We start from the raw sequence: 16,414 nt of genomic DNA, 5'->3' as shown, positions 1-16,414 counted from the left end.
GTCTACCGCACCCGCTGCCGGATAATCGTACAATTAGCATCATCTTTTTGTCGCATTCCTGCCGATGAACGTTGCTGATGACGTATTCTGACGCAACTTTGCCGCAGACTCAGAGGGTTAGAGGTTTCATAAAGCAAGCGGCTCCTTTATCATCCCACTACTCATTTTCAGGCAACCGCACATTGGATTCCATGTATCAACCAGTCGCGCTATTTATCGGTCTGCGCTATATGCGCGGACGAGCATCGGATCGCTTCGGTCGCTTTGTCTCTTGGCTTTCTACTATTGGCATTACGCTCGGTGTATTGGCGTTGGTCACCGTGCTATCGGTGATGAACGGCTTCGAGCGAGAGCTGGAAGGCAATATTCTCGGGCTGATGCCGCAAGCGTTGGTCACCAGCCAAAAAGGCAGCATCAATCCGCAACAGCAACCTCCCGACCAGCTTAAGCTACAGGGCGTTAGCCGCGTTGCGCCGTTAACGACTTCAGATGTGGTGCTACAGAGTGCACACAGTGTCTCGGTTGGGGTGATGTTAGGTATCACCCCCGAGGAAAAAGATCCGCTGACACCTTATCTGGTCAACACGCAGCAAAGCGTGCTGAAATCGGGGCAGTACAACGTGATTCTGGGTGAACAGCTGGCCAACCAGCTGGGCGTTAAGCGCGGCGATCAGCTACGTTTGATGGTGCCTTCAGTCAGCCAGTTCACGCCGATGGGGCGCGTGCCAAGCCAGCGTATCTTTACCGTTGCCGGCACATATGCAGCCAATAGTGAAGTCGATGGCTACCAAATTCTGGTGAATCAACAAGACGCGTCACGCGTGATGCGCTATCCGGCGGGCAATGTTACCGGTTGGCGTCTCTGGCTGGATAAACCGCTGGAGGTTGACAGTTTGAGTCAGCAAACCCTGCCGGAAGGCATGGTATGGAAAGACTGGCGCGAGCGTAAAGGTGATCTGTTCCAGGCCGTACGCATGGAGAAAAACATGATGGGGCTGCTGTTGAGCCTGATCATTGCTGTTGCCGCCTTTAACATTATTACTTCGCTCGGCTTGTTAATCATGGAGAAGCAGGGTGAAGTGGCGATTCTGCAAACCCAAGGCTTAACGCGCCGTCAAATCGTTGCGGTGTTTATGGTGCAGGGCGCCAGCGCTGGCATCATCGGTACGCTGTTGGGCACCTTGCTCGGCGTGCTGCTTGCCAGCCAGTTAAATAACCTGATGCCAGTGATTGGCCTGTTCCTGGATGGCGCAGCGCTGCCGGTTGATATCAATTTATGGCAAGTGGTGACTATCGCTTTCTGCGCCATGGTCGTTGCGCTGCTTTCTACGCTTTATCCTTCCTGGCGCGCTGCCGCCGTACAACCCGCTGAGGCTTTACGTTATGAGTAATTCTCCTTTGTTGCAGTGTCGCGATCTGTGCAAACGCTATCAGGAAGGCAGCGTGCAGACGGATGTGCTGCGCAATGTGACTTTTCGCCTGCAACCGGGCGAACTGATGGCTATTGTTGGCAGCTCCGGTTCAGGCAAAAGTACGCTGCTGCACCTGCTGGGCGGCCTGGATGCGCCCACCTCGGGCGATGTCGTGTTCGAGGGTAAATCACTCAACGAAATGTCGTCGTCGGCCAAAGCTGAACTGCGTAACCGCGAATTAGGGTTTATCTACCAGTTTCACCATCTTCTGCCTGATTTTAGTGCGCTGGAAAACGTTGCGATGCCACTGCTGATTGGCAAAATCCACAAAGCAGAAGCGCAAGCGCGCGCGCATGAAATGCTGAAAGCGGTAGGACTTGCACACCGTGCGAGCCATCGCCCCTCTGAATTATCGGGTGGTGAGCGCCAGCGCGTGGCTATCGCGCGTGCGCTGGTGAATAACCCGCGTCTGGTAATGGCTGACGAACCTACTGGTAACCTTGATGCACGTAACGCTGACGCTATCTTTGAACTGTTGGGCGAACTGAATGTGCGTCAAGGCACAGCCTTTTTGGTGGTGACGCACGATCTCCATTTAGCTAAACGCATGACGCGCCAGATGGAAATGCGTGACGGACAGTTGAGCGATCAACTGATCTTTTCAGGAGCGGTGTAATGGGTTCTTCGTTATCGCTGCTGTTGGGGCTGCGTTTTAGCCGTGGCAGACGTCGCGGCGGCATGGTATCGCTGATTTCGGTGATCTCCACCATCGGCATTGCGTTGGGTGTCGCAGTATTAATTATCGGCTTGAGCGCGATGAACGGGTTCGAGCGTGAACTCAATAACCGCATTTTGGCTGTGGTTCCTCACGGTGAAATTGAGGCGGTCAATCAGCCATTTCAGCGTTGGCAGTCAATGATTGCACCTATCGAACAGGTTCCCGGTATTGCCGCCGCCGCGCCTTACGTCAATTTTACCGGCTTGATTGAAAGCGGCGCAAAACTTCAGGCGCTGCAGGTAAAAGGCGTGGATCCTGCTCAGGAACCGCGTTTAAGTGCGCTGCCACGTTTTGTGGCTGACAATCAGTGGTCGACGTTTGCGGCAGGCAAACAGCAAATCATCTTAGGCGGTGGCATCGCAAAATCGCTTAATGTGAAGCAGGGCAGTTGGATCACCATCATGATCCCCAATAATGATGGCGACAACAAACTGTCGCAGCCCAAGCGTGTGCGCCTGCAGGTTAGCGGTATTTTACAGCTCAGCGGCATGTTGGATCACAGCCTGGCGCTGGTGCCGTTAGCGGATGCGCAAAAGTACCTTGATATGGGTGAAAACGTTTCTGGCATCGCGTTGAAAATGGATGATCCGTTTAAGGCCGTGAAGCTGGTCCGCGATGCGGGTGAAGCCACGCATTCGTATGTCTATATCAAAAGCTGGATCGGTACGTACGGCTATATGTATCGCGATATTCAAATGATTCGCGCCATCATGTATCTGGCGATGGTGCTGGTTATCGGCGTCGCCTGCTTTAATATCGTTTCCACGCTGGTGATGGCGGTGAAAGACAAGAGCAGTGATATCGCCGTGCTGCGAACGTTGGGTGCAAAAGATCGACTGATTCGCGCCATCTTTATCTGGTACGGTTTATTGGCGGGACTGCTCGGCAGCGTGAGTGGAGTCGTGGTTGGCGTGCTGGTGGCGTTGAATTTAACCTCGCTGGTACGCGGCCTGGAAAACATAACCGGTCATCATCTGCTGGCCGGCGACATTTACTTTATCGATTTTCTGCCGTCTGAACTGCACTGGATAGATGTGTTCTCGGTGCTGATAACCGCGATTATATTAAGTCTGGTCGCCAGCTGGTATCCGGCAAGACGCGCCAGCCGTATCGACCCGGCGCGGGTTTTGAGCGGACAATAAAGGCCTGAAAGATGCGGCGCGCCAGAATGAATCTGCGCGCCGCGCACATTTTCAGGCTCAGCAGCATAGCGCTGTCATGCGCAACCGTTATTATCGGGCTTATAAGCCCCAAAATTTGTTTATAGCGGCTCACCGAAGCCGCTGCACAAGGAGCCTTTATGCGCACACCACGTCGACGCTTACGACTCGCCCGACTCAAAAAGACCCGGAGAAAGGTGCATCAACGCTTTCGCCAACGCATTTTTGAGCGCGATCGTCAGGCTGAAATGGCTGCACATCCTCTGCCGCATGTGGTGGTTCTGACGGGCGCTGGCATTTCAGCGGAATCGGGTATTCGTACTTTTCGCGCCGCCGACGGGTTGTGGGAAGAGCATCGGGTTGAAGATGTTGCGACGCCGGAAGGTTTTCGACGCGATCCGGCTCTGGTACAACGTTTCTATAATGAACGCCGTGACCAACTGCAGCAGCCTGAAATCCAGCCAAATGCTGCGCACATTGCGTTAGCTGAACTGGAGCAGGTATTAGGCGATAACTTTTTTCTGGTAACGCAGAATATCGACAACCTGCATGAACGTGCGGGTAATTCACGTGTGTTGCATATGCATGGCGAATTGCTGAAAGTGCGCTGTGCTACCAGCGGGCAGGTCATCGAATGGACCGGTAATGTCACCGCAGAGGATCGCTGTACCTGCTGCCAGTTCCCTTCAGTGCTGCGTCCTCATGTGGTGTGGTTCGGGGAAATGCCCATCGGCATGGAAGAGATTTATCAGGCGCTGGAAAACGCGGATATGTTTATCGCTATCGGCACGTCAGGGCATGTTTATCCGGCAGCAGGATTTGTGCATGAAGCCAAACTGCAGGGTGCGCATACCGTTGAGCTGAATCTGGAGCCAAGCCAGGTTGGTAACGAATTTGCCGAAAGCCATTACGGCTTAGCCAGTGAAGTGGTGCCCGAATTTGTGCATACGCTGTTACGTGGCTTATACAAATAAGCAGTCCATAACAGGGCGGCAGCGCTGCCGCCCGTGAGCATTAACGACCCGCCTTCAACTTCTGAAACAGCGTTTCGTACTGGATGCTGGCATCACCCACGTCATTCTGCCATTCACCCTTTTTGATCACCTCAGCAGAGGGATAAAGCGATGCATCTTCTGCGACGGCTTTTGGCAACAACTTTTTGGCTTCAAGGTTAGGGGTTGGATAACCAATGGTTTCGGCGACTTTTGCTGCAACTTCCGGACGAAGCAGGAAGTTAATCAGCTTAAGTGCGGCCTCTTTATTTTTGGCGTTCGCAGGAATCGCCAGGTTGTCCATCCAGAAAATCCCGCCTTCTTTCGGCCAAATAACCTGCAATGGTGTGCCAGCCTGGCGAGCCACATAAGCGGAACCGTTCCAAATCATGCCCAGATTCACTTCGCCTTCCATATAAGGATTGCCCGGATTATCGGAGTTGAACGCCAGGACGTTTGGCATCAATTTTCTTAACTCTTGGTAAGCGGCGTCGATCTGCTTAGGATCGCGAGTATTACCGGAATACCCGAGTTTGCGCAGCGCCATTTGAAACACTTCGCGGGCATCATCGGTCAGCAACAGGCTTTGCTTATACTCTGGTTTCCACAAATCAGCCCAGCTAGTGACGCTTTTCGGATCAATCTCGTCTGAATTAAGACCGATTGCCGTCGCACCCCAAATATAGGGAATGGAATAATCATTGTTCGGATCAAAAGGCTTATTCAGCAGGTTTGGATCCAGATTTTTAAAATTGGTTAGCTGTGACTTATCAATCTTTTGTAGCATGCCTTCGTTACGCATTTTTGCGACGAAATAGGTTGAGGGCACCACTAAATCATACGCGCCCTCTTTCCACGTTTTAAGCTTGGCATACATGCTTTCATTGGATTCGTAGGTAGAATAAATCACTTTGATGCCGGTCTCTTTAGTGAACTGCTCCAGCAGTCCCGGCGGCACGTATTCAGTCCAGTTATAGAAGTAGAGCGTTTTGCTATCGTCCGCTTGCGCGCCTTGCACACTCAACGCCAGCGCCCCAGCCGCCAGCCAGTGAGACCATTTCATCATCATTATTCCCCTTTAGGTTTTAGTTTTGTCACGCAGCAACCATTGGCTGCCAGCGACTAACAGCAACGAAAGCAGCATCAAAATTGTGGCGAGTGCATTCACTTCAGGTGATACGCCCACCTTGACCATCGAGTAAATTTTAAGTGGCAAAATTTCAAATGTTGGTCCGGTGACGAACGACGAAACCACCACGTCATCCATCGACAGGGTAAAGCTCAGCAGCCAACCAGCCGCAACCGCAGGCATCGCCAGCGGCAGAATAATTTTACGTAAAATAGTGGTTTCGCTGGCACCCAAATCTTTTGCGGCTTCCAGCATCCGTACATCAAATCCTTTGAGCCGCGAATAGACGGTAATGACCACAAAGGGTAAGCAGAAGGTGATATGGGAAAACAGCAGCGACCAGAAGCCAAGCGAAATACCCAATAACATAAACAGCACCAGCAGCGAAATAGCCATCACGATGTCAGGTGACATCATCACGACAAACAACATGCCGCTGACAAACGGTTTACCGCGAAAGCGATAGCGATAAAGCGCGACGGCGGTTAGCGAGCCAATAAGCGTGGCGCAGCTGGCAGAGAGCACGCCCATTATCAGCGAATGCTGTGCTGCCTGGATCAGGCTGTCATTGTTCATCAGCAGGCTGTACCACTGCGTACTGAAACCTTGCCAGTTGATACCGAAACGTGAGGCGTTAAATGAGTTAACGATCAAAATCACAATCGGGATATAAAACCCGGCGTAGATAACGGTCATAAAACCGCCGCGTAGCAGGCGAGCCATCATTCCAGTTCCGCCTTTTTATTCAGCAGGCGCGCTACGCGCCAGTAAATCAGCAGTAACAGCCCCATTAAAAGTGTCATCACGATGCTGGTGGCTGCGCCAAAAGGCCAGTCGCGAATGTTCAGGAACTGGCTTTTTATGATGTTACCGATGAGCAGGTTTTTCGCGCCGCCCATTAAATCAGCGACATAAAACAGCCCCATTGCCGGAATCAATACCAGCAAGCAGCCTGCGACAATGCCCGGCATAGTCAGCGGTAAGATAATGCGGAAAAAAGTCTGCAGCTTGCTGGCGCCTAAATCGCGTGCCGCCTCCAGATAACTTCTATCGAGTTTTTCCAGGCTGGAGTAGAGCGGCAGCACCATAAACGGCAGCAGGATATAGACCAGACCCAAGATCACCGCTTCCGAGGTGTACATAATGCGAAATGGCTTATCGATTACCCCGATCCAGAGCAGAAAGTCGTTGAGCCAGCCGCGAGTGCTGAGAAAGATTTTCAGGCCGTAAATACGAATCAGGGAATTGGTCCAGAAGGGCACGATCAACAGAAACAGCATCAGCGGACGCAGGCGTGCAGGCAATTTAGTCAGACACCAGGCGAAAGGATAACCCAGCAACAAACAGAAGGCGGTGGCGATAAACGCCATATTCAGCGAGTGCAGCAGCACTTCGGCATACAAGGGATCAAGTAAACGCGTGTAATTACTGAAGGTAAATACCATGCTGACAAAATGCGCATCGTCACGGGTTAAAAAGCTGGTGACAAAAATCATCAGGTTAGGCAAGAAAACGAACAGCGCTAACCAACCGACGATCAGCGCGATAACGCTCTTCTGGAAACGATTACGCATCAGTTTCATACGGCAGCACTACCTCCCAGCTTGCGACCCAATTCACTGCCATCTTTTGATTCAGCGAGTGGTCAAAGTCAGGATCGTCTTCATTGAAAAATTCGCTCACAGTGACCAGTTTGCCATTCTCAAGCTCAACGGTGGATTCCAGCGTCATCCCTTTGTAGTTGCGTTCACGTACATAACCGATCAGCCCTTCAAACACACTGTCGTCGTGAATCTCTTCAACGCGCAAATCTTCTGGGCGCAGCATGACATGCAGTTTGTCGCCGGGCTGCACCGGGAAAGGACAATGGATATCGCATTCGCGACTTTCTACGCGCGCACGCACGCGCGGCGCGTTTTCGCTGGCGATAACTTCAGCGTCGAAGACATTAATTTCGCCTATAAAGCGGGCGACAAACAGGTTTTTAGGCTCTTCGTAAATCTCTCGCGGTGTGCCGTCTTGTTCAATTTTGCCATCGCGCATCACCACAATACGATCGGACATGGTCAGCGCTTCTTCCTGATCGTGCGTCACGAAAACAAAGGTGATACCCAGTTTACGCTGCAAAGCTTTCAATTCGTTCTGCATCTGCTTGCGCAATTTGTAATCCAGCGCCGAAAGGGATTCGTCCAGCAGCAAGACTTTCGGGCGATTCACGACGGCGCGAGCAATAGCAACACGCTGCTGCTGGCCACCTGATAATTGATGAGGGCGGCGATCGGCAAACGCATCCAGCTGAACCATGGCCAGCACCGCGTTAACCCGTGTGGTTATCTCGGCTTCGGGCGTTTTCTGCATGCGCAGACCAAAGGCGACGTTCTCGAATACCGACATGTGCGGAAACAGGGCATAACTTTGAAACACCGTGTTAGCGTGGCGATGCTCTGCAGGTGTATCTGTGATGTCGTGATTGTCTAAGGTGATGCGACCGCTGTCGGCTTCTTCCAGCCCGGCAATCAGGCGCAAAATGGTCGTTTTGCCGCAGCCTGACGGGCCGAGCAGAGTGATAAACTCACCGTGACGAATCGTCAGGTTGAAATCTTCAATGATGGATTTGCCATCGAAAGCTTTACTGATGCCAGAAAGCGTAACCAGCGCCTGGTGTGCGCGTGTTTGCGTCATTTTAGTCTCAGTCTGTCAAAGGGCGAACAGGTAACAGCATAGCCGCATAACACGACCAGCCAGCAAGGAGGGCGGGATGATACCTGAAAAAAGGCGCAATGCCATGTTTTGCCGCCCCTCAAAAGCGATAAAACTGAGTAAGGTGAACATGTTGCGAGACTTGCCGCAATAAATGCGCTTTTCAACAAGATTTTGTGCATGTTGACTTCCCGAAACAGCCCAGACAGCGTTAACCTGTTTGATAATGATTTGACGCAACCTGGCGTCTGGCTGGTCCGTTAATAATAACCGACGGCAATTTCTTAAGGATGGCAAATGGAACAGTTACTTGAGCGCTTTTTAAGTTATGTGGCAGTGGAAACCCAGGCAAAACCGCAGGCGCGTCAGGTGCCCAGCAGTGAAGGCCAATGGACACTGGCACGGCAATTACAGGAGGAGTTACTGGCGCTGGGTTTTGTTGATGTCACGCTTAGCGATCACTGCTGCGTCATGGGCACGCTGCCCGCTAATGTTGACTGGCCAACGCCGGTCATTGGCTTTATTTCGCATATGGATACTTCGCCAGACTACACGGCAAAAAATGTCAATCCGCAAATCATTGAAAACTACCGCGGCGGCGATATTGCGTTGGGTAATGGTGATGAGGTGCTGTCACCGGTTATGTTCCCGGTGTTGCATAAACTCACAGGACACACGTTAATCACCACCGACGGCAAAACTTTGCTGGGTGCCGATGACAAAGCGGGCATTGCAGAAATCATGACCGCAATGGCGCGCCTGACAAAAGGGGATATTCCACACGGTGCGATTCGCGTGGCCTTTACCCCAGATGAAGAGATTGGCCGTGGAACGTCTTACTTTGATGTAGAGGGCTTTGCCGCCGATTGGGCGTATACCGTGGACGGCAGCGATCTGGGTGAGTTTGAGTATGAAAACTTTAACGCGGCCTCGGCGACGGTAAAAATCACGGGCAATAATGTGCATCCCGGCTCAGCGAAAGGCGTCATGGTCAATGCGCTGGAGTTAGCCACGCAGTTTCATCAGGCGGTGCCGGCTAAAGAGAAGCCGCAATATACCGAAGGCTACGAAGGTTTCTATCACCTGCACCAGATGAAAGGCACGGTAGAAAATGCCGAGCTGCTGTACATCATTCGTGATTTTGATACCGAAAGCTTTGAGCAGCGCAAACAGGTGCTGGAACAGATCGCTCAGCAGATAAGCCAGGGTTTGCATCCGGATTGCTCAGTGAAGGTTGATATCACCAACAGCTATCGCAACATGCGTGAGAAAGTCGAGCCGTTTCCCCACATTATTGATCTGGCGCTGCAGGCCATGCGTGATTGTGGCATTGAGCCGAACGTAAAACCGATTCGTGGTGGAACGGACGGATCATCACTCTCCTGGAAAGGTTTACCTTGTCCAAACCTGTTTACCGGCGGCTATAACTACCACGGCAAACATGAGTTCGCGTCACTGAATATTATGGCGCAATCGGTGGAAGTGATTGTCCGTTTGGCTGAGTTGGCGGGTCAGAAACAGCATTAATGAAGCTGTGCGCACCGGATGAAACGGGTGCGCACATTCAGGCAATTACTCGCCGCTGAAATACCAGTAACCGGCATTCACCAGCGCCGCGATCTGTGCCAGCACTGAAGGATCGTCCAGCGCGTCACCTAACTCTTCCAGCGTAATATCTTGATGATGCGCCAGCACCGTCAAGACTTCCGGGTGCGAACATTCGATACGCTCACCGTTGACGAAAACCGCATCGCCAATGGTTAACACGCGCAAGCCACCCAAGCGAGAGAGTATATCGCCCTGCTGTAGCGCATCGTAAACTTCATCAGGCTGATACGGCGGCTCCGGTGGCGCAACATCCAGCTCATGGCGTGATTGTGAAATAAATTCACCAAACCATTGGGCAAAATGTTCCGGCTGGTTGATCACATCCAGCATCACCTGACGCACGCCTTCAATTTCTTGCGGCAGGATCTGTGAAGGGCAATCACGCGAAGGAACATCAGGATCGGTAAAGCGATAACTGCCCAATTCGTTAGCCAGCGCGTAATCGGCAAAACTACTGATCAATTCTCGGCCGCTTGGGGCACGGAAGCCAACCGAATAGTTAATGGCGTTTTCCAGCGAATAACCTTCATGCGGGAAACCTGGCGGAATATAGAGAATATCGCCGGGTTCCATCTCTTCATCGATGATGGCATCAAAGGGTTCAACCTGAAGCAGGTCTGGATGGGGGCAATGCTGCTTCATCGGCACTTTTTCACCCACACGCCAGCGGCGGCGTCCGGTGCCCTGAATAATGAAGACATCGTACTGGTCGAGATGCGGGCCAACGCCGCCGCCCGGTACAGCAAACGAAATCATCAAATCATCGATGCGCCAGTCAGGCAAAAAGCGGAAAGGGCGCATTAGCGCTGCAGAGGGTTCATGCCAGTTATTAACGGCCTGCACCAGCAACGACCAATTGTTCTCACCCAGATGATCAAAACTTTCAAACGGACCGTGGCTAACCTGCCATTTGCCATCCTGATGACTGACCAGGCGACTGTCGATTTCATTTTCCATTGCCAGACCAGCCAGCTCATCAGGAGAAATGGGATCAATGAAGTTTTTAAAGCCACGCTTTAATACCACCGGACGTTTTTGCCAGTAGCGTTGAATAAAATCGGGCCAGTTGAGATCGAGCTGATAGTCCATAGAAGGTTCCGCTTAGGGCTGTAAATGTCGCAAGTATAACAGCCCGAACGCCTTTCTACTCGCGGCGATGTCAGACTTCCTGGCGTTGAAAAATGACTTCCATTCGTGTGCCACCCAGCGAACTGCTTGAGGCAATAATCTTGCCGGCATATTGCTCAAGAATGTCTCGCGCCACCGCCAGACCTAATCCCTGTCCGGGCCGCAGCGTGTCGGCGCGTTGTCCGCGCACGAAGACCAGGTCGCGCTTACTTTCTGGTATGCCAGGACCATCGTCATCAATATAGATATGCAAAGACTTCTCGGTTTGATGCGCGCTGACTTCGATGAATTCCAGACAATATTTGCAGGCGTTATCCAGCACATTGCCCATCACTTCCATAAAATCATTTTGATCGCCAAAAAAGGTCAGCTCAGGTGAAATATCGAGCGTGATTGCCACGCCTTTGCGCTGATAAACCTTGTTGAGAGCGGAACACAAGCTGTCGAGCAAGCCTGAAACTGAATGTAGGTCGCGCTGCAAAGGATTGTGATCGGCCTGCATGCTGGCGCGATGCAGGTAATAGCCAATCTGTTGTGAAATCCGACTAATCTGTTCCAACATCACTGGCTCAGCCTGCTCAACCGTCAGTTCCTTGCCGCTGCGTAACGATCGTAAGGTACTTTGCAGCACCGCCAGCGGGGTTTTCAAACTGTGCGTGAGATCCGACAAGGTGGTGCGATAGCGCGTATAGCGCTGCCGTTCATTGGTTAATAACAAGTTGAGATTGCGCACTAGGCTTTGCAATTCCTGCGGCGGGTTATCAGCCAAATTTTCACGCTGACTGGTTTCCAGCTCACGTACCTGCTGAGCAAGATGACCGATAGGACGCAAACTCCAGTGTGCGGCCAACCACAGCAGTGGAATAATTAAAATCAAATTGGCCGCTAACACATAGCTAAACCATGACCACACGACATCGGAATGTTGTAATTCCTGGGGAATGGAATCGACCACCACGATGGTCAGTGCGGGCAAATTGGTCGTGGCATCATAACGATTCACGGCTACCGAGTGAGTAAAGGTATCGTCGCTATCGGTATCCCAGGCGTGAAGCCGTCGCTGCGCTGAAATATTGTTACCCATCGCTGCCAGACTGGTGCGATTGCTGGTATCGATTTCGTAGAAATCAGGCTTGAGCAGCCAGTCACGGTGAATCTTATTGCGAATCTCAGGCACATCGCGCTGCTGCCACAGCAGCTTGCCTTGTTCGTCATAAATAAATACCAGCGTCGGGAAGTTCAGCGTCATGCGCTCGGGTTGAGCAATGGTGAGCTGATTCTCTTTCCACTGAGCCAGCGTAAAGAACAGATTGCTCTCACCGCGCATCACGCGATAGGTATTTTTATCAAAACTCACGACATAGCCAATCACAGCGACCATGCCGTAGGAGAGGGACAGGAAAAGTACGATGGCCGCTGACGCTAACAGGAAGCGAGCGCGCAGCGAAATAGGGCGGTAGCGTTTAAGCCAGGACATGTTTACAGGTCAAAGCGATAACCTTGCCCACGCACGGTAGCGATCACTTCGGTGGGATGCAGCGCCAGAATTTTTTTGCGCAGACGGCCCATCAACACGTCAATGGTATGACTTTCGCGCAACTCGGCATCGGGATAAAGCTGTAGCATCAGCGAATCTTTGCTGACCACTTTGCCTGCGTTACGAATCAGCGTTTCAACAATCGTGTACTCAAAGGCCGTCAATTTAACCGGCTGTTCGTTAACGGTGAGTTCGCGACGGGAGAGATCAACCTGAAACGGTGACATGTCGATGATTTGCGAAGCGTGACCGCTGTTACGGCGCATCAAGGCTTGCAGTCGTGCGGCGACTTCTTCGATATGAAAAGGTTTGGTGACGTAATCGTCAGCACCGGCTTCTAGCGCTTCCACTTTGGCTTGCCAGCCTTCGCGGGCAGTGAGCACTAAAATCGGCTGACGCACTGAATCACTGCGCCAGCGGCGAATCAGTGACATGCCATCTTCATCCGGTAAGCCCAGATCAACTAACGCGATGTCCGGCAGATGTTCCTGCAGAAAGTAATCGGCCTCTTTGGCGTCTTCGGCGGCATCAACCTGATGACCCATATCACGCAGTTGAACCGCAAGATGGTGGCGCAGCAGGGCATTATCTTCCACAACCAGAACACGCATAGAATTTCCTTACCATCAAAACGAAACGAATTGAGAGAAGTATACGCGAAGTGAATTAAACAGCAGGTTAACGCAGGCGGGTACGCACCCGCCTGCGTGAGGCATTACTTCAGGTCATCAACCATTTGAATAGCGCGGCCAATATAGTTGGCTGGCGTCATCTGCTTCAGGCGAACTTTTTCTTCTTCTGGCAGCGCCAGGCTGTCGATAAAGGCTTGCATACCGGCAGCATCAACACGTTTACCGCGGGTCAGCTCTTTCAGCTTTTCATAGGGCTTTTCGATACCGTAGCGACGCATCACGGTTTGGATCGGCTCAGCCAACACTTCCCAGTTGTGATCCAGTTCGTCGAGCAGACGATCGCGGTTCACTTCCAGTTTTGAGATGCCTTTTAACGTCGCCTGATAAGCGATCAGCGCATAGCCAACGCCCACACCCAAGTTACGCAGTACGGTTGAATCGGTCAGATCGCGCTGCCAGCGAGAAACCGGCAGTTTGCTGGCCAAATGCTGCATTACCGCATTGGCCAAGCCCAGGTTGCCTTCAGAGTTTTCGAAGTCAATCGGATTGACCTTGTGCGGCATGGTTGACGAACCAATTTCACCGGCAATGGTTTTCTGCTTGAAGTGGTTCAGCGCCACGTAACCCCAAACATCGCGATCAAAATCGATCAGAATGGTATTGAAACGCGCAATGCAGTCAAACATCTCAGCGATGTAGTCATGCGGCTCAATTTGGGTAGTGTACGGGTTCCAGGTAATGCCCAGCGAGGTGACAAAGTTCTCGCTCAGCTGATGCCAGTCAACTTCAGGGTAAGCCGCAATGTGGGCGTTGTAGTTGCCCACGGCACCGTTGATTTTTCCCAGCACTTCAATGCGACCGAGTTGACGCAGCTGACGCTCCAGGCGGTAAGCGACGTTAGCCATCTCTTTACCCATGGTAGAAGGCGTAGCCGGTTGACCATGCGTACGTGAAAGCAGAGGAATGTCACGGTATTCGTGCGCCAGACCTTTTACAGCATCAATCAACTGCTGCCAGTAAGGCAGGATCACATCACGGCGCGCGGTTTCCAGCATCAAAGCGTGAGAGAGATTGTTGATATCTTCAGAAGTGCAGGCAAAGTGGATAAATTCAGAAACGGCATGCAGCGCAGGCACGTCTGCCACTTTTTCTTTCAGGAAATACTCAACCGCTTTAACGTCATGGTTGGTAGTACGTTCGATGGTTTTGATGCGTGCAGCGTCAGTTTCGTCGAAATTAGCCACAATCGCGTCAAGGAAAGCGTTTGCGTCGGCATCAAATGCAGGAACTTCCTTGATCTCTGCGGTATCAGCCAGTTTTTGTAACCAGCGTACTTCAACCTCAACGCGGAATTTCAGCAAACCGTATTCGCTGAAAATCGCACGCAGCGGGCTGACTTTATCGCCGTAACGACCATCGACAGGTGAGACGGCGGTCAGAGAGGATAATTCCATCAGTGCAACTCCTGAATCATTAAACAAAAATGCCGCACTGACTTAGTAAGTCAGTGGCAGCCGGGATAAAAGGGTTTTTGCTTCACGCAGCAGACGCTGGCGCGAAAACATCAGCTGCAGGCGGCCACCGCCAACCTGCTGCCAGAGCACCGCTGCACGAATACCCGCCAACAACGTCGCGCGTACTTTGCTTTGCAACAGTGGATTCTGTAATACCGTTGGTGAACCCGTCACCTGAATGCGTGGGCCGAGCGGGCTGATGACATCGACATAAATACCGGCCATAGCGCTGAGAATAGTTTCAGACTCCAGCTCATAGTGCGCCAGTTGACGATCCAACTGTCCAATACGCTGGGCCAGCGTCGCCATCGCTTGCTTGTTAGCGCTGAGTTTGCGCTCCAACACCATCATGCTCAACGTGTAACGCGTCAACTCCGCGCCTGAGCCTTGACGGCTGCTGCTGTTCAGTACCGCCATTAACGTTTCCAGGCCGAGGCGCAGGTTAGCTTCTTCGTTACCAAACACCGCCAGGGTCGAAGAGGGATTCAAATCCAGCACGCTGCGCAGCGATACGGCAAGTTCTTCCGACGGGCAATGTCCCTGATGCGCGAGTAGCTGCACCAGATGCGCGGCCTGGCAAATGCCGGCCAGCGCAACGGTAATTTCTTGATAATTCTTAGCCACGGTTACTCCTGTGTACGCGTCGTTAAGGTCGACGTTTAAGCGGCAACCCACGGCAGGCGCTCTTCGATAATACCGCCGCCAAGGCAGATTTCGCCAAGATAGAACACCGCTGACTGGCCCGGCGTGACCGCAGCCACAGGTTCGTCAAAGCGCACTTCAATACGATCATCGCCATGCGGAATAATTTCACAGGGAATGTCAGCCTGGCGATAGCGCGTTTTCACGGTGCAACGCAGTGGCGCAGTGATGGGCTGACGATTTACCCAGTGCAGCTGTTGTGCAATCAAACCCACCGACATCAGACGAGGATGATCGCCCCCTTGGGCGACAATCAGGCGATTGCGCTCAACGTCTTTGTCGACTACATACCAAGGATCGTCTTTGCTCTCTCTCATGCCGCCAATGCCGAGACCTTTGCGCTGACCCAACGTGTGATACATCAAGCCCTGATGTTCACCGACAACGTCGCCGTCAACGGTTTCAATTTCGCCCGGCTGAGCCGGCAGGTAGCGCGCAAGGAAGTCACGGAATTTGCGCTCGCCAATGAAGCAGATGCCGGTGGAATCCTTTTTCTTAGCAGTAATCAGATCCAACTCTTCGGCGATACGGCGAACCTCGGGTTTTTCCAGTTCGCCCACCGGGAACAAGCTTTGTGCAATCTGCTGGTGGCTGAGCGTGTAAAGGAAATAGCTTTGATCTTTATTACCATCGAGGCCGCGCAGCAGGTGGCTTTGGCCATCAATGTCCTGACGACGCACATAGTGACCGGTGGCAATGAAATCCGCGCCCAGATCTTCTGCGGCGAATTCAAGGAAAGCTTTGAATTTGATCTCTTTGTTACAGAGGATATCCGGGTTCGGCGTTCGGCCCGCTTTATACTCTTCAAGAAAATGCTCGAAGACGTTATCCCAGTATTCCGCAGCAAAGTTAACTTTATGCAGCTTCATGCCAAGCTTGTCGCATACAGCTTGCGCATCGGCCAGGTCGTCCGCGGCGGTGCAATACTCCTCACCGTCGTCCTCTTCCCAGTTCTTCATGAACAGACCTTCAACCTGATAACCCTGCTGTTGCAGTAACCAGGCGGAAACGGAAGAATCAACGCCGCCGGACATACCGACGATCACTTTTTTCTGGCTGTTGTCCAGGTTGCAGTTTTGAAGAGTGTTCCGGGAAATATCAGACATCACAGGCTCGCATAAC

Annotated in this window: 15 protein-coding genes; 5 read left to right on the top strand and 10 right to left on the bottom strand. The window is 52.2% G+C overall.

The window, feature by feature from the left end; translation table 11 throughout:
* Positions 1 to 191 precede the first annotated feature (191 nt).
* From lolC to cobB, 4 genes are all read left to right on the top strand, one after another.
* Positions 192 to 1,391, top strand: coding sequence for a lipoprotein-releasing ABC transporter permease subunit LolC (lolC, locus tag KQP84_RS14520; RefSeq protein WP_215847053.1), 1,200 nt, complete (start codon positions 192 to 194; stop codon positions 1,389 to 1,391).
* Positions 1,384 to 2,088, top strand: coding sequence for a lipoprotein-releasing ABC transporter ATP-binding protein LolD (lolD, locus tag KQP84_RS14515; protein WP_215847052.1), 705 nt, complete (start codon positions 1,384 to 1,386; stop codon positions 2,086 to 2,088). The genes lolC and lolD overlap by 8 nt, the downstream gene beginning before the upstream one ends.
* Positions 2,088 to 3,332 carry a lipoprotein-releasing ABC transporter permease subunit LolE gene (lolE, locus tag KQP84_RS14510; RefSeq protein ID WP_215847051.1) on the top strand — a complete coding sequence of 415 codons (1,245 nt, stop codon included), beginning with the start codon at positions 2,088 to 2,090 and terminating at the stop codon, positions 3,330 to 3,332. Before lolD ends, lolE begins: the two co-directional genes overlap by 1 nt.
* A 158-nt stretch (positions 3,333 to 3,490) precedes the next feature.
* On the top strand, positions 3,491 to 4,324 hold the full coding sequence (cobB, locus tag KQP84_RS14505) for a Sir2 family NAD+-dependent deacetylase (RefSeq protein ID WP_215847050.1): 834 nt from the start codon (positions 3,491 to 3,493) through the stop codon (positions 4,322 to 4,324).
* 40 nt (positions 4,325 to 4,364) lie between these two features.
* Here cobB and potD read toward each other — a convergent pair whose 3' ends face one another.
* The 4 genes from potD to potA are packed head-to-tail and all read right to left on the bottom strand — an operon-like array spanning position 4,365 to position 8,153.
* On the bottom strand, positions 4,365 to 5,408 hold the full coding sequence (potD, locus tag KQP84_RS14500) for a spermidine/putrescine ABC transporter substrate-binding protein PotD (protein WP_215848297.1): 1,044 nt from the start codon (positions 5,406 to 5,408) through the stop codon (positions 4,365 to 4,367).
* A gap of 12 nt (positions 5,409 to 5,420) precedes the next feature.
* Positions 5,421 to 6,197, bottom strand: coding sequence for a spermidine/putrescine ABC transporter permease PotC (gene potC, locus KQP84_RS14495; protein WP_215847049.1), 777 nt, complete (start codon positions 6,195 to 6,197; stop codon positions 5,421 to 5,423).
* The gene (potB, locus tag KQP84_RS14490; protein ID WP_370661487.1) at positions 6,194 to 7,054 is read right to left on the bottom strand and encodes a spermidine/putrescine ABC transporter permease PotB; all 861 of its coding nucleotides are present in this window, start codon (positions 7,052 to 7,054) and stop codon (positions 6,194 to 6,196) included. The genes potC and potB overlap by 4 nt, the downstream gene beginning before the upstream one ends.
* Positions 7,038 to 8,153, bottom strand: coding sequence for a spermidine/putrescine ABC transporter ATP-binding protein PotA (gene potA, locus KQP84_RS14485; protein ID WP_215847048.1), 1,116 nt, complete (start codon positions 8,151 to 8,153; stop codon positions 7,038 to 7,040). The genes potB and potA overlap by 17 nt, the downstream gene beginning before the upstream one ends.
* Positions 8,154 to 8,468: 315 nt before the next feature.
* On the opposite strand from potA, the gene pepT reads away from it, so the two are divergent.
* On the top strand, positions 8,469 to 9,698 hold the full coding sequence (gene pepT, locus KQP84_RS14480) for a peptidase T (protein ID WP_215847047.1): 1,230 nt from the start codon (positions 8,469 to 8,471) through the stop codon (positions 9,696 to 9,698).
* Positions 9,699 to 9,743: 45 nt separating this feature from the next.
* Here the strand turns inward: pepT and KQP84_RS14475 are convergent, their stop codons facing one another.
* The 6 genes from KQP84_RS14475 to mnmA form a co-directional block, all read right to left on the bottom strand.
* Positions 9,744 to 10,868: a ribosomal protein uL16 3-hydroxylase gene (locus KQP84_RS14475; RefSeq protein WP_215847046.1), complete on the bottom strand. Its 1,125-nt coding sequence runs from the start codon at positions 10,866 to 10,868 to the stop codon at positions 9,744 to 9,746.
* Between the two features lie 70 nt (positions 10,869 to 10,938).
* Complete coding sequence (gene phoQ, locus KQP84_RS14470; RefSeq protein ID WP_215847045.1) at positions 10,939 to 12,384, bottom strand: two-component system sensor histidine kinase PhoQ; 1,446 nt, start codon at positions 12,382 to 12,384, stop codon at positions 10,939 to 10,941.
* Positions 12,385 to 12,386: 2 nt separating this feature from the next.
* Positions 12,387 to 13,055, bottom strand: coding sequence for a two-component system response regulator PhoP (gene phoP / locus KQP84_RS14465; RefSeq protein ID WP_215847044.1), 669 nt, complete (start codon positions 13,053 to 13,055; stop codon positions 12,387 to 12,389).
* A gap of 104 nt (positions 13,056 to 13,159) precedes the next feature.
* Positions 13,160 to 14,530, bottom strand: coding sequence for an adenylosuccinate lyase (purB, locus tag KQP84_RS14460; RefSeq protein ID WP_215847043.1), 1,371 nt, complete (start codon positions 14,528 to 14,530; stop codon positions 13,160 to 13,162).
* 42 nt (positions 14,531 to 14,572) lie between these two features.
* Positions 14,573 to 15,214: a high frequency lysogenization protein HflD gene (gene hflD / locus KQP84_RS14455; protein WP_215847042.1), complete on the bottom strand. Its 642-nt coding sequence runs from the start codon at positions 15,212 to 15,214 to the stop codon at positions 14,573 to 14,575.
* Between the two features lie 35 nt (positions 15,215 to 15,249).
* A complete protein-coding gene (mnmA, locus tag KQP84_RS14450; protein WP_215847041.1) occupies positions 15,250 to 16,398 on the bottom strand; it encodes a tRNA 2-thiouridine(34) synthase MnmA in 1,149 nt (382 codons plus the stop codon).
* Positions 16,399 to 16,414: the final 16 nt, after the last annotated feature.

The sequence above is a fragment of the Candidatus Pantoea bituminis genome (genome assembly GCF_018842675.1).
Taxonomy (GTDB): Bacteria; Pseudomonadota; Gammaproteobacteria; order Enterobacterales; family Enterobacteriaceae; genus Pantoea; species Pantoea phytostimulans.
This window is presented reverse-complemented; position numbering and strand designations above follow the sequence as displayed.